10 protein-coding genes are annotated in these 13559 nt (G+C 46.1%); 7 read left to right on the top strand and 3 right to left on the bottom strand.

What is annotated here, in order from left to right:
- The first annotated feature begins 3 nt into the window (after window positions 1-3).
- Window positions 4-2124 (top strand): efflux RND transporter periplasmic adaptor subunit, encoded by a 2121-nt coding sequence (locus tag MJ595_RS00610; protein WP_263080590.1) that lies wholly within the window; start codon window positions 4-6, stop codon window positions 2122-2124.
- A gap of 73 nt (window positions 2125-2197) precedes the next feature.
- Here the strand turns inward: MJ595_RS00610 and hrpB are convergent, their stop codons facing one another.
- Together hrpB and MJ595_RS00600 are read right to left on the bottom strand one after the other, a co-directional pair.
- On the bottom strand, window positions 2198-4732 hold the full coding sequence (gene hrpB / locus MJ595_RS00605) for an ATP-dependent helicase HrpB (protein WP_263080588.1): 2535 nt from the start codon (window positions 4730-4732) through the stop codon (window positions 2198-2200).
- A gap of 3 nt (window positions 4733-4735) precedes the next feature.
- Window positions 4736-5623 carry an NAD(P)-dependent oxidoreductase gene (locus MJ595_RS00600; RefSeq protein WP_263080587.1) on the bottom strand — a complete coding sequence of 296 codons (888 nt, stop codon included), beginning with the start codon at window positions 5621-5623 and terminating at the stop codon, window positions 4736-4738.
- Between the two features lie 155 nt (window positions 5624-5778).
- Here MJ595_RS00600 and MJ595_RS00595 point away from each other — a divergent pair, with 155 nt between their 5' ends.
- The 6 genes from MJ595_RS00595 to rodA all read left to right on the top strand — a co-directional run bounded on the left by MJ595_RS00595 (window position 5779) and on the right by rodA (window position 12748).
- Window positions 5779-7338, top strand: coding sequence for a response regulator (locus MJ595_RS00595; RefSeq protein ID WP_263080586.1), 1560 nt, complete (start codon window positions 5779-5781; stop codon window positions 7336-7338).
- Between the two features lie 197 nt (window positions 7339-7535).
- The gene (locus MJ595_RS00590; RefSeq protein WP_263322431.1) at window positions 7536-8774 is read left to right on the top strand and encodes a glutamate-5-semialdehyde dehydrogenase; all 1239 of its coding nucleotides are present in this window, start codon (window positions 7536-7538) and stop codon (window positions 8772-8774) included.
- A gap of 83 nt (window positions 8775-8857) precedes the next feature.
- The gene (gene rsfS, locus MJ595_RS00585; protein ID WP_263080585.1) at window positions 8858-9214 is read left to right on the top strand and encodes a ribosome silencing factor; all 357 of its coding nucleotides are present in this window, start codon (window positions 8858-8860) and stop codon (window positions 9212-9214) included.
- Window positions 9214-9681, top strand: coding sequence for a 23S rRNA (pseudouridine(1915)-N(3))-methyltransferase RlmH (rlmH, locus tag MJ595_RS00580; RefSeq protein WP_263080583.1), 468 nt, complete (start codon window positions 9214-9216; stop codon window positions 9679-9681). Before rsfS ends, rlmH begins: the two co-directional genes overlap by 1 nt.
- A gap of 138 nt (window positions 9682-9819) precedes the next feature.
- Entirely contained in the window at window positions 9820-11607 is a 1788-nt protein-coding gene (gene mrdA / locus MJ595_RS00575; RefSeq protein ID WP_263080582.1) for a penicillin-binding protein 2, read from the top strand.
- Between the two features lies 1 nt (window position 11608).
- Entirely contained in the window at window positions 11609-12748 is a 1140-nt protein-coding gene (rodA, locus tag MJ595_RS00570; RefSeq protein ID WP_263080581.1) for a rod shape-determining protein RodA, read from the top strand.
- A 100-nt stretch (window positions 12749-12848) separates the two neighbouring features.
- On the opposite strand, the gene MJ595_RS00565 is transcribed toward rodA, so the two are convergent.
- Window positions 12849-13541: a hypothetical protein gene (locus MJ595_RS00565; protein ID WP_263080580.1), complete on the bottom strand. Its 693-nt coding sequence runs from the start codon at window positions 13539-13541 to the stop codon at window positions 12849-12851.
- Window positions 13542-13559: the final 18 nt, after the last annotated feature.

The raw sequence follows: 13559 nt of genomic DNA, 5'->3' as shown, positions 1-13559 counted from the left end.
GCTATGGATAATAAAGTATTATATTTGCCTGGTTTGCGCGAGGACTTGCAAATACTGGAAGGCCCAAAGCAAGAAGATGGCTCAGATGGGTGGGTGGTTTATGACCCTCTTCGCAATCGTTATTTTAGTCTGGGATTCAAGGGGTTGCGTTTAATACGCGCATGGAAAAAAAATTGTGAAGTTAATGCGTTTATTCGCTATGTTAGCGATTATTTTAGCCTTGATGTTAGTAAAGGGGAAGTAGAGGGGTTTGTTCATTTTTTGCAAATTAATGAATTGGTTCTTGTTGAGGATAAGGTGGGGTTAGATTCTCTGATCAGGAAAGGAATGGTTGAAAAGAATTGGCTGAGTTGGATTATCCATAACTATTTATTTATTAAAATCCCACTTTTTCGTCCAGATGAGTTATTAGATCGTACAGTTCCATGGATTAATAATTTTTTAGATCGTAGAATAATTATTCTAATTCGCGTGCTTGGGATAATTGGTGTTTTTTTAGTTATTCGTCAATGGGAGGAGTTTAAGTCAACCTTTTTGTATTTCTTTTCGTGGGATGGTTTTGCATTTTATTTAATAACCCTTTTATTTATTAAAAGTGGTCATGAGTTAGGACATGCCTTTGCTGCAAAACGAAGGGGGTGTAAAGTCTCTTCAATGGGAGTTGCATTTCTTGTCTTGTTTCCTGTTCTTTATACTGATACGACAGATGCATGGCGTCTAAAGAATCATCGTGAAAGGCTTGCAATAGTGATTGCCGGTATTAAGGTTGAAGTACATATAGCTATGCTGGCAACATTTTGTTGGAGCTTTTTTCCTGATGGTTTGGCCCGGAGTGCTGCATTTTTTATTGCCACTACCAGCTGGATTACATCATTGGCTGTGAATCTTAGCCCATTCATGCGCTTTGATGGATATTATTTTCTTTCTGATTGGTTAAAGGCTGAGAATTTACAACCCCGTGCCTTTGCAATGGGGCGTTGGGGGTTGCGTGAATGGTTGTTTGGTTTTAAAGAAAATCCCCCCGAAAACCTATCTACTGTACGAAAGCGTATTTTTATTGGGTATGCCTGGTGTACCTGGATTTACAGGTTTTTCCTTTTTCTGGGTATTGCTGTTTTGGTCTATTACTTTGTTTTCAAGGCACTTGGAATTATTTTGTTTCTTGTTGAAATAATCTGGTTTATTCTTTTGCCAATATACTCAGAAGTATTGCAATGGTATAGACGAAGAGCTAATATTTCATGGAATTCCTGCACTGCAAGAACCGTTTTTCTGCTTTTTTCGTTATTTATTTTAATATCTGTACCATGGACGAATTCATTAGCTTTTCAAGCTGTTATTGTGCCCCATAAAATGATAGATATCTACCCTCCGGAGTCTTCTGTGATAACTCATGTTAATGTTAATCCTGGAGATCAGGTTCAAGCGGGGGATGTTTTATTTGTATTGGATTCTCCAGTATTAAAAAAAGAATATCAATTGTTACTTCAACAAATTATGCTGAAGAAAAAACTCCTGAAAAGGCAGGTGGGGGCAGATGCAAACAGAGCTTCACTTGAAATTATTAAACAGCAGATTGGAGAGTTGAATAGTCGTTTGAGTGGTATCCATTTAAAGATTCAGCGTCTTACAATAATAGCCCCTTATTCGGGGCGTATTACAAGAATAGCTGATTTGCATGATGGGATATGGATTTCAAAAAATAAACCCATTGCCGTATTGGCTTCTGATACGGAAATTAAGATTCATGCCATGATCCCTGAGGACTTACTTAATAAAATAGCACTAGGGGCTAAAGCATTATTTATCCCCTCAACTGGAGATATGGGAAAAATCAATATATCTGTATCATCTATTGATAAAACTGCCGTTATCGAGCTGCCCTATCCTGCCATGGCATCAATTTATGGTGGGGAGATTCCTGTCAGAACATTAAATAATGGAGAAGATAGTCTATATCCTAAGCAAGCCTATTATCGTGTTGTTCTTAACCCAATAGAAGAACTCTCAATGCCATCATGGCATATAGATGGGGTCGTACATATTGAAGGAGACTCGGTTAGTTGGTTGCAAAAAGTCATAACGGGTTTTGGTGCCTTACTAATTCGTGAAAGCGGTTTTTAGAAAAATCGCTGTAAACCCTCGCCTTTATGCATCTTCGGATGCAATCAGGCGGGGATATAAGCCTCCTGAAAAATTATTGACGCCGGGGTTTGGTATATTTTGTTGGCTCAGCTGTGGCCGGATCATCAGGCCAGTAATGTTTTGGATAACGTCCCTTTAAGTCTTTTTTAACCTCAAGGTAGGTTTTTTGCCAGAAATTTTTGAGATCCCGGGTAATTTGTACAGGGCGCCGGGCGGGTGATAGCAATTCGATAGTGAGAGGGTGTTCACCAAAACCAATACGGGGGGTTGCGTCCAGACCAAACAGCTCCTGCAGGCGCACAGAGAGCTTGGGTTCTTCCCGCTTATCGTAGCAAATCCGGATTTTTGAGCCGCTGGGTACTTGCCAGGTTTCCGGTGCTTCGGCATCCAGGATTTGCAGCTGATGCCAGCTGAGTCGTGATTTTATAATCTCGCTCATATTAAGCCTGCCCAATTGCTCCAGTCGGGTTATACCCTGTAGATAGGGAGCCAGCCATTCATTGATGTTTGTTATCAGCCCTGTATCACTAAAATCTGGCAAGGGTTCAGTTAGGTGATGATTAAGCTGCCCCAGAAAGCATAGTCGGGCTTTTAGCTGAAGTGATGCTTTATCCCAGGGTAAGGCTTTTAGTCCTTCCGCTCTAATGCCCCCCAGTAGCGCTGCCTGTACTTTTTCTGGTGCCGGGCGGGAAATATTTTGCCGGTCAAGGGTTATGGCTCCGAGCTTGTCGCAGGAGGTGGCTGTAACCCGTTTCAGCTTGCTATCCCAGAAAATGTCTTCTGATTCTTCAATCTGGTCTGTGAGCACTTCATAAATCAGGTACTTGTCAACGGGACAGGCAAGGAAAACAGAAGCATTGCGTCGGGATGTATGGCCGCCCATATCCGGGATAACCAGGTATTCATAATCTGCCAGAGGGTCATCAGGTTTCAGTTCGGCTCCCTGGCCAGTGGCTGTCAGGTAGGTTGTTGAGTGTCCACGGCGCTTTGCTAATCGGTCGGGCCAGGTTGTCAGCAATAAACGTGCTGCGCTGTGGTTGCTGATGTGTTCAGAAGTGGAGGATGAACCTCTTCTTTGCCATTGGGTGAGTAGACGTTTTGCCCTGGCCAGGCCTGCTTTATCGTGGTCAGAGGTATTTCCTTTTTCAAAAAGATCAAGCCGTAAGTGAATATTTGCCGACAGGTCTTTAGTTCCCCGGAGCAGATCCCTTTCAGAGAGAATCGCTGCAAGCCGGCATCCGGTATCATAAATATTTTCGGAATAAGCCAACAGCAGCATGTGGGCTATACGGGGATGGGTTCCCGGTTTTACCATTTCCTGGCCGTGTCTGGTAATTCTGAATCCTTGGTTATCAACAGTTTCAAGGGCATTGAGTTGCTTCAGTAATGATAGAGCTTGTTGATAACGGCTTGGGACAGGCGGGTCTAGCCAAAACAATTCTTCTGGCTGTTGGCACCCCCACGCATGTAGCTCCAAGGCCAAAGGCGTAAGGTCAGCTTCCAGTATTTCCGGTGGGTCACTGGCTTCCAGCTGTTGATGTTCGCTTTGGGTCCATAAGCGATAGCAAATACCGGGTTCCAGTCTTCCTGCCCGGCCCTTTCGCTGGTCAGCACTGCTACGACTTAAACGTCGGGTGACCAGTTGATTCATTCCGGTTCCGGGATTATACAAAGCCCGCCGTGAAAGTCCTGAGTCGATAACAATGCAAATGCCTTCAATAGTCAGGCTGGTTTCGGCAATATTGGTGGCCAGCACAATTTTTCTTTCGTTATTGACCGGTGGCTGAATGGCCTGTCGCTGTTTTTCCAGGGACATCTCACCAAATAATGGATAAAGCTTAATATTTACCGGAAGATAACTGTCCTTCAGTAACTGATAGGTTTGTCTGATCTCGCCACTTCCCGGAAGAAATACCAGGATGCTACCGGTTGCTTCACTCAGGGCTTGTTTGACTTTTGCCGCCGTTGCCTGGCAAATAGTATGAAACCGCCGGTCTGTTAGTGGTTTGTGGAGATAGTGAGTAGCAACAGGATGCAAAAAGCCCTTGCTATTGATAACAGGTGCTGACAACTGCTGGGCAAGGGTTTTGCTATCAATGGTTGCTGACATAATCAGTATTTTGAGGGGATGATCCCTTAGTTCCTGGCTTTGCAGGGCAAGGGCAAGTCCCAGGTCGCTTTGTAGGGAGCGTTCATGGAATTCATCGAAGATGATCAGGCCAATGCCGGACAGTTCCGGGTCAGTCTGTATCATTCGGGTGAAAATACCCTCAGTGACCACTTCTATTTGGGTTTGACTGCTAACCTGGCTATCCATTTGCATACGATAGCCCACCGTCTTGCCCGTGACTTCATTAAGAAGGCTGGCCATTCTGGCGGCAGCAGCTGAAGTGGCTATGCGCCTTGGCTCCAGCATTAAAATCTTGCCTTTTATAAAACCTGATTGGAGTAGATACAAAGGAACCAGGGTTGTTTTACCGGCACCGGTTGCTGCCTGCAATATTACGGTGTGGTTTTGTTTCAGGTTAATACCGAGTTCGGGCAGGATCTCTGAAACGGGTAATTTGGGGATGCTGTCTAAAAACATTGATCAAGAAAAAGGTGTATTTTGGAAATAGGAGTAAATAATTTTTGACAGGGCAGTACGCCAGGGTCTTCGGTGAATACCAAAGGTATTGAGGATAAGGCTACAGTCCAGGTTGGCATTGGCGGGTGGCAACACGCCTTTGCGGTTATCCATCTTATTCATCTTAAGCTTTTTAACTTTAAGGTGATGGTAGTGAGAGGCTTCCAAGGTGACAATTTCTGCAAAGCTATTCTCTGATACGGCTTCAGTGGATGCATAGTGGTACGTTCCCCAGACATCGGCTCCGCAGTCCAGCTGCTGGATAATGGCTATAATGACTCTGGCAGCATCTTCTGCGGGGGTTGGGCAACCCAGTTGATCTGAAGTTACCGTTACCTCCTGGTGGCAACTTAACTGGTCGAGCAGTTTGGCCAGCATATTGTTTCGCCTTTCACTGATAACCCATGAGAGGCGAAGAATAATATGCCTGGCACAACGCTTGTGGATTTCCTGCTCTGCCTGCCAGCGGCTGATGGCCTGCACGTTGGAGGGGTTTGGTGTGTCCTGCTCACTATAAGGTTCGCTTTGGATGCCATCAAAGATACGGTAGGTGGACACCTGGATCAGGATACACCCCTGTCGATTACAGTAGTCGGCTATTTCCGCCACTGCATCTTTATTAATTCTGAAGCAATAAGCGGGTTCTATTTCAGCTTGCCCAGGATTATTGTACGAGGCAGCGTTGACAACAATATCGGGCTTGTAGTGCTTAAGGCAGGACTGTATTTGTTCCGGGTAGGCAAGATCAAGCTCTTTGCGGCCGGGGGCATCGTAGGGAATATTCTTTTCCTTCAGTAACATGCAGAGCTCATGGCCTGTTTTTCCTGTACTTCCTATTACCAGTACTTTCATATTCAACTCCGAAAACAATTAGGGCAATACTACCTGTATTTGTCATTTGGAAGCATAATGAATATCAGGCAGAATCCTGTGAACGATGCCATCCTGTTATTTTCCGGTCATTTATTGTCCGGCAAGCGATATATAAGTATTAGGGTTTGTTTGAGATGTATGTTGCTGAAGCACCTACCGTACCAGTAGTTGAAGCGGACCGGATCCTGCTTGTGGATGATAATCCCACTAATTTGCAAATGCTTTTGCAAACACTTAGCGGGCGTGGCTATAAGCTCCTTATTGCCAAGAACGGTGAAAGCGCCCTTAGAATTGCCTTGAAAGCGAAGCCAGCACTGGTGCTGCTGGACATTATGATGCCGGGGATGGATGGTTATGAAGTCTGTCGTCAACTTAAAGAAAATGCCGAGACAGAAAATATAACCATTATCTTTCTTTCTGCGCTGGATGATACCAAGGATAAGGTCCGGGGACTTGAGTCCGGTGCTGTAGACTATATTTCAAAACCTTTTCAGGCTGAAGAGGTCATTGCCCGCGTTGAAACCCAGCTCAAGATTCACCGGCTCGAAAGAGCGCTTTCCGAGCGTAACCGGCAACTGGAGCAAGATAAAGAAAGAATTCTGGAGAGTATGAATGAAGGCATTTTCGGGCTGGATAACCAGGGGTATATCACCTTTGCCAATCATGCGGCTGCCATGATGACAGGATGGTCCATTGATGAGTTGGACGGATGCAATTTGATCGGTTTAATGGTTGGCGGCGGGGGGGAAAATGCCCAGACTCTTGCCCCTATTCAGGTAGCTATCAATAAGGGCGTCGCTAAATCGGTGGAAGACGGTACGTTCTGGCACAAAGATCGAACCCCTTTTCCTGCCAGTTACTCCTGTACTCCTATTATGGAGGATGGGGAGGCAACGGGTGCAGTGGTTGTATTCAAGGACATTACCGAGAAAAAAAGACAAAAGGAAGCGCTGCAAAGGGCATTGGATGAACTGGATGCACAGAAGGAAAAACTGACCCATGTCTCCCGGCTAAGCACTATGGGAGAAATGGCGGCGGGTTTTGCCCATGAAGTGAACCAGCCTCTGACAGCCATTTCCAATTATGCCCAGGTTGCCAGGCGAATGCTTGCTCGCCTGGAGATAAAGGATGAATGCATCAGCGAAGCAATGGTCAAGATAAATAACCAGGCTCGCAGGGCTGGCGATATCATTTCCCGCATTCGTTCCTTTGTGAAAAAACCGGATCATGTTTTGGGGCGTGTAGACCCGAATAAGCTGATCAGTGATACCTATAAACTGGCTGAAGTGGATGCCAGAAATAACAATATGGAAATTCATCTGGAGCTTGGTGAGGCTCTTCCAAAGGTAAAAGTTGATCCGGTACAGATTCAGCAGGTGGCATTGAATCTTATTCGAAATGGTATGGAGGCAATGAGAGGTCTGGAAACCAGCCCTATTGGCGTCAAGGTCACAACCCGAATGGAAGGCGAGGCTTTTGTGAAGGTCTCTGTTATTGACAGGGGCTATGGGCTTGCTGAAGATGCGGAGGAAAAGCTGTTTACACCGTTTTATACCACCAAGCAGGATGGTATGGGGATTGGGCTTTCAGTCTGTCACTCGATCATCCAGTCTCATGGAGGTCGCTTGAACTTTCAGCGTCACCCGGAAGGTGGAACTATTTTCGAATTTACCATGCCGGTGGCGGCTGACTGATGGATTTTTATGCTGAGATCCTGCATCAACCGGCGGTCAGTAAAGGGTTAATTGGAAGCATAGTGCCATGCTATTCTCCGTTAACGACTCTCTATTGGCTCTGTTGATGCAATATCCGTAAGAGAGAAGATATAATTTGTGTCCGATCCAGTTAGGCTGTGGAGAATCACTGAGTGTCTGAAAACGTCGATTGCTATATGCGCAGGCTTGGAAAAACTGCCAGAGAAGCCAGCGCCCTTATTGCAAGGGCTGAAACATGCCAGAAAAACCGGGCATTGATGGCGATTGCTGATACCCTTGACGCAGAACGCCCAAGACTTAAAGAGGCCAATCAAAAAGATCTGGATAATGGTCGCAGGGCTGGATTGGATGATGCGCTGCTTGACAGGCTGGAACTCACCGATTCCCGAATTGATGGAATGATCGAAGGGTTAAAGCAGGTTGCAGGACTACCCGATCCCATTGGAGCCATTGATGACCTGAAATATGTACCAAGCGGTATTCAGGTGGGTCGGATGAGAGTGCCCCTGGGTGTCATTGGCATTATTTACGAATCCCGCCCCAATGTAACTGTGGAAGCTGCCAGCCTGTGCCTGAAATCCGGCAATGCCGCTATTCTTCGGGGTGGATCAGAATCCATCTATTCCAACCGGGCCATTGCGGCCTGTATTCAAGCTGGACTCAAGCAGGCGGAATTGCCAGACAGCGTTGTTCAGGTTGTTGAGACAACGGACAGGGCAGCGGTGGGTTCCTTGATAACCATGCCTGAGTTTGTGGATGTCATCATTCCCAGGGGTGGCAAAGGCTTGATTGAGCGAATTAGTAAGGATGCCCGTGTACCGGTGATCAAGCACCTGGATGGAATTTGTCATGTCTACATTGATGACCGGGCTGATATAACCAAGGCTGTCAGGATCGCTATCAATGCAAAAACCCATCGTTATGGCGTCTGTAATGCCATGGAAACCCTGCTGATTCATGAACAACTGGCTCAAACACTGTTACCTGAGCTGGCTGCCGGTTTCAGGCAGAAAGCCGTGGAACTGAGAGGTTGCCCGGTGGTCTGCGACACCCTTCCTGATGCCATTGCGGCCATGGAGGTGGACTGGATGGCCGAATACCTGGGGCCGGTGCTGGCAGTCAGGGTTGTACGGGATATGGATGAAGCCATTGCTCACATTAACCGATATGGCTCACACCATACTGATTCTATTATCACTGAAGATTACTCCAAGGGACGTCGTTTTCTCAGGGAAGTGGACTCCAGCTCGGTAATGATTAACGCATCAACACGATTTGCGGACGGCTTTGAGTATGGACTGGGAGCTGAGATAGGCATATCTACGGATAAGATCCATGCCAGAGGGCCTGTTGGTCTGGAGGGGCTTACCAGCCAGAAATATATTGTTCTGGGTGATGGTCATATACGTAAGTAGTGGATTTCCACGTTGATTAATCCATGAAAAGACTGAGAATCTGCCCGATTACTTTGATGAAAATGAGGAACTGAAGGCAATTTATGCACGCTGATGAACTGAAAAAGCTGGTGGTTAATGCCCTGGATGAGTTAAAGGGCAATGATATTGTTAGCCTTAAAGTGGCGGATCTTACCAGTGTCACTGACCATATGGTTATAGCATGTGGTACATCCAATAGACATGTTAAGTCCCTTGCTGATAATGTGATTGATAAATGTAAAAAACAGGGTGTTCGCCCTCTTGGGACAGAAGGAGCGGATAAGGCTGAGTGGGTTTTGGTGGACCTGGGTGATGTGGTTGCCCATATTATGTTACCAGCCACCCGACAGTTCTATGATCTTGAGCGGTTATGGGATAATGCCAGTGCCGGTGTACTGAGTACCAGTGAGCAATCCTGATGCGGGTCAGGCTGATATCAGTGGGATCCCGGATGCCAGGATGGGTTGAAGAGGGCTACCGGGAGTACAGCCGACGGCTTGCAAAGGATGTTAGGCTGGAGCTTGTGGAGATTCCACTGGGACGCAGAAGCAAAGGCTCTGATATCTGTCGTTTACAAGAAAAAGAAGCGACACAGATGCTTGCTGCTATTGGTCAGGGGGATATCGTCGTTACTCTTGAAATTCAGGGGAAACCCTGGGCTACAGAACAACTGGCGGATAAGCTGGGTGGATGGCTTCACTCAGGTTGTAATGTAAGTTTGCTGGTAGGTGGCCCGGAAGGATTGCATAGCCGATGTTTACAGCGGTCAGACTTACGCTGGTCCTTATCTCCCCTGACTCTGCCCCATCCTATGGTCAGGGTTATTGTTGCCGAGCAGGTTTACCGTGCCTGGAGCATACTGAATAACCATCCCTATCATAAATAACTGACCCCAATCGTCATTCGCGGAAAGTGCCGCCAGGATTGAACAGGATTGTGGCATTTTCCAGTAAAACATCATTGACTGAGTACTGCGCATATGTCGGCAGAGACTTTAAAGGATCATAAAGCCGAAAAAAAAATTGTGAATACCAGGGTTTGGGTTGCTGTGGGCTTTATGCTGCTTTTGGTTGCAGGTCTCATATCCAGGCTCTTTTATCTTCAAATCATTCGCTACAGTGAAATGTCTACCCAGTCCGATGAAAACCGTGTGCATCTTCGGGCATTACCTCCAACCAGGGGGCTGATATACGACAGTAGAGGTCAGCTTCTGGCAATGAACAGATCCAGCCATATTCTATCCATTGTGCGCGAGCGCGTAAAAAATACGGATGAATTACTGGACTCTATCGCAGAGATGATACCGCTTACCGAGAATGAACTGAGTCGCTATCGTCGTCGATCCAGGCAGGGACGGCCTTTTGAGGCGGTGCCATTGAAGTTTGATCTGACGGATGAGGAAATTGCTAAAATTGCAGTGAATCAATTTCGGTTGCCCGGTGTTGAAATTAATGCTGAATTGGTGCGCTATTATCCGGAAGGTTCACTATATTCTCACAGTGTTGGCTATGTGGGGCGGATCAATGACAGGGAGCTTAAAAATCTCGATGCCGCAAGATATAGCGGTACTCATACTATCGGGAAGATTGGCCTGGAAAAATATTATGAAGATATTTTGATGGGTAAGCCTGGCTATCAAGAGGTTGAAACCAATGCCCGGGGCAGGGTTTTGCGTGTGCTCAAACAAGAACAGCCAGTACCCGGTCAGGACCTGACATTATATCTTGATACGGATTTACAGCGTAAAGCCATTGAAGCAATGGAAGGTCGGCGGGGGGCTGTGGTTGCACTTGACCCCAGGACGGGTGGGGTTCTGGCTATGGTGAGTAACCCATCCTTCGACCCCAACCTGTTTGTTACCGGTATTGACTCAAAAACGTATAAGAGTCTGAATACGGATATAGAAAGACCGCTCTATAACAGGGCAAGCTTGGGAGAGTATCCGCCGGCTTCAACCATCAAGCCCATTATGGCGCTGGCATTACTGGCAAATGACATTGTCGGGCCTAAACATCGGGTATTTGACAAGGGCTGGTTTCAACTGCCTGGTAGTGAGCACCGGTTTCGTAACTGGAAGCGGCAGGGGCATGGCTGGGTCAATCTGGAGAAAGCCATTGTTGTTTCTAACGATACCTACTTTTATAACCAGGCGGGCAAGCTGGGTATTGATGGACTGCATGAATTTGCCAGTCAGTTTGGCTTTGGTCGAAGGACAGGTATTGATATCGGAGAAGAACGCCCGGGTTTACTGCCCTCCAAAGCCTGGAAGCGGGGGCTTTATGGTCAGCCCTGGTATCCGGGGGAGACAGTTATTGCCATTATCGGGCAGGGTTATATGCTGGCTACTCCCCTGCAACTGGCTGAAGCAACCGCACTAATTGCCAATAGAGGCCGACATATTCAACCCATACTTGTGAAAAATACCGTTGAAGACCATGAGCAAAAGGTTTGGGGCGGGGATATTACGGTTGGTGGCAAACGAAATTGGGAGACTGTCATTGATGCCATGGAAAAGGTGGTTAGTGCCCCCAGGGGAACAGCTCACTGGCGTATAGGGCGTGGGCTTAAATACACTATGGCTGCAAAGACCGGAACCGCTCAGGTTGTCAGTATTGCCCAGGGTGAAGAGTATGATGCAGAAAAACTCAAAGAGTTTGAGCGGGATCATAGCCTGTTTATTGCCTTTGCCCCGGTAGATGACCCGCAGATAGCCATTTCTGTGGTATTGGAGAACAACTCAGGCGCATCCAATGTGGCTCGTAAAGTGATAGATTCTTATTTATTGCCAAAGTTACAGGGAGCTGTGAAATAGTATGTCTAAACCGGATTTTGTCCGGCAGCTGCAGAGTGGAAGCGGATTCGGGAGAGCGGCCAGCTGGTCTTTACGCTGGCATATTGACTTTATCCTGATTGGTTTTTTATTGCTGCTCTCGGGTGCCGGGCTGTTTATTCTTTATAGTGCAACCGGCAAGGAAATAAACATCGTTATCCGGCAGGCGATCTACCTGTTGATCAGCTTTGTGGTGATGGTGAGTGTAGCCCAGGTTCCGCCCCGGCTGCTGATGCAGTGGTCTCGCTGGTTTTATATTGCTGGTGTCGTATTGCTGCTGGTGGTTTTGGTCCATGGGATTGAGTCAAAGGGGGCTCAGCGCTGGATACAGCTGCCGGGATTTCGTTTCCAGCCATCAGAGATTATCAAACTGGTCATGCCTATCGTTATGGCCAGTTATCTGGCAAGGAGACCCTTGCCCCCTTCCCTGCGTGATGTGGTTATATCCCTTGCCATTATCGGTGTACCGGCTGTCCTGATTGCTAAACAGCCTGATTTGGGAACCGCTCTTTTGATAGGGGCTTCAGGCATATTTGTCCTTTTATTGGCGGGACTTCGCAAGCGGTTAATTTTTTCCGCTATTCTGCTGGCTGTGCCCTCGGTCTATGTTCTCTGGCATTACTTTATGCATGCATACCAAAAGCAGAGAGTCTTGACCTTCCTTGATCCCCAGCGTGATCCCTGGGGATCAGGCTGGAATATTATCCAGTCCACGGTGGCCATTGGTTCGGGCGGCCTTTATGGTAAGGGGTGGATGGAAGGTACTCAGTCGCACCTGGATTTTCTTCCTGAAAGTCATACCGATTTTATTATTGCAGTATTGGCAGAAGAGTTTGGTTTACTGGGATGTTTGATTTTGCTGGCCCTGTATGCATTGATTATCAGTCGCGGGCTTTATGTCACCCTTCATGCGCAAACCCTGTTTGGGCGGCTCCTTGCAGGAAGTATTACATTGACGTTTTTTGTTTATGTCTTTGTAAATATTGGCATGGTCAGTGGTATTTTACCTGTGGTTGGCGTACCTCTGCCTCTGGTAAGCAGAGGAGGAACCTCTTTGGTTACCTTGATGGCCGGGTTTGGGATGTTAATGTCTATTCATACGGATCGGAGTTTTTTGAGGTAGTTTTTTGTTGGTCTTTTAACGGTGCTCCCCTGGAAGATTCCAGGGGGAATTATTCTGTTATTCATGCTAAAAATGAATAGCTCTATTGATATGACAGTTTTCACTCCTTGTTATCATCTTCATCAGAGTCAAGGTTTTGCTCGGTTAGCGATGTCCAGCACCATTTATATTTTTCATAATCTTCATCATTCTCAAAACTGCTTTTGTCATTCTTTAGTTGAGAAATTTGTTCTTTGGCAAGATGTGCAACAGTTGTACACCATTTTTTATCTGCCAATTCACTTTGCCGTGTTAAAGGAATGATAATAGGTTTAGCACCCATAATATTAACCCTTTCAAATACAAGCTTTTTATCTGTGGTGTCTTCTTCACTTAATTTGAGAGTTCCATCGGTATATAGCTCTACTGCTTTAGGCTTGTTTCTAAACTTTAGTTGCACATATATTTCTTCTGCAACTTCATCATTTTCTCCATCAGAGTCTAATTCAGCTTTGACAACTAAAACGCCATACCCAGTAGCTAGATAGTTGACACGTATGGCTTTTTCATGACGTCTTTGTACAGCATTGAGTATTTGTTCGCGAGCAAATTTATGGGTTAATGTAGGTATTTCATATCCATCTTCCATAAAAATAGCCTGAATATCACCATTTCTTTCTCCAGAATTATTTTCAATAAAAGCTGCAGATAATAAGCGTATTTCATCTTCTGACCCTGGGCCAGCATTAGAGGTACAAAAAGAAGCTATTAAAAACAACCCAAGTAAAATTTGAGAATATAGTCTTAACTTCATGGTCAGGCCTCATACTGT

It is taken from the genome of Endozoicomonas sp. Mp262 (assembly GCF_025643335.1).
Classification (GTDB): domain Bacteria; phylum Pseudomonadota; class Gammaproteobacteria; order Pseudomonadales; family Endozoicomonadaceae; genus Endonucleibacter.
This window is presented reverse-complemented; position numbering and strand designations above follow the sequence as displayed.

Bases quoted from the DNA above. Each gene is read 5' to 3' on its own strand.
- MJ595_RS00610 (WP_263080590.1), top strand. From the start codon at position 4: ATGGATAATAAAGTATTATATTTGCCTGGTTTGCGCGAGGACTTGCAA.
- rodA (WP_263080581.1), top strand. From the start codon at position 11,609: ATGTCTAAACCGGATTTTGTCCGGCAGCTGCAGAGTGGAAGCGGATTC.
- MJ595_RS00600 (WP_263080587.1), bottom strand. From the start codon at position 5,623: ATGAAAGTACTGGTAATAGGAAGTACAGGAAAAACAGGCCATGAGCTC.
- rlmH (WP_263080583.1), top strand. From the start codon at position 9,214: ATGCGGGTCAGGCTGATATCAGTGGGATCCCGGATGCCAGGATGGGTT.
- MJ595_RS00595 (WP_263080586.1), top strand. From the start codon at position 5,779: ATGTATGTTGCTGAAGCACCTACCGTACCAGTAGTTGAAGCGGACCGG.
- hrpB (WP_263080588.1), bottom strand. From the start codon at position 4,732: ATGTTTTTAGACAGCATCCCCAAATTACCCGTTTCAGAGATCCTGCCC.
- MJ595_RS00590 (WP_263322431.1), top strand. From the start codon at position 7,536: ATGCGCAGGCTTGGAAAAACTGCCAGAGAAGCCAGCGCCCTTATTGCA.
- MJ595_RS00565 (WP_263080580.1), bottom strand. From the start codon at position 13,541: ATGAAGTTAAGACTATATTCTCAAATTTTACTTGGGTTGTTTTTAATA.
- rsfS (WP_263080585.1), top strand. From the start codon at position 8,858: ATGCACGCTGATGAACTGAAAAAGCTGGTGGTTAATGCCCTGGATGAG.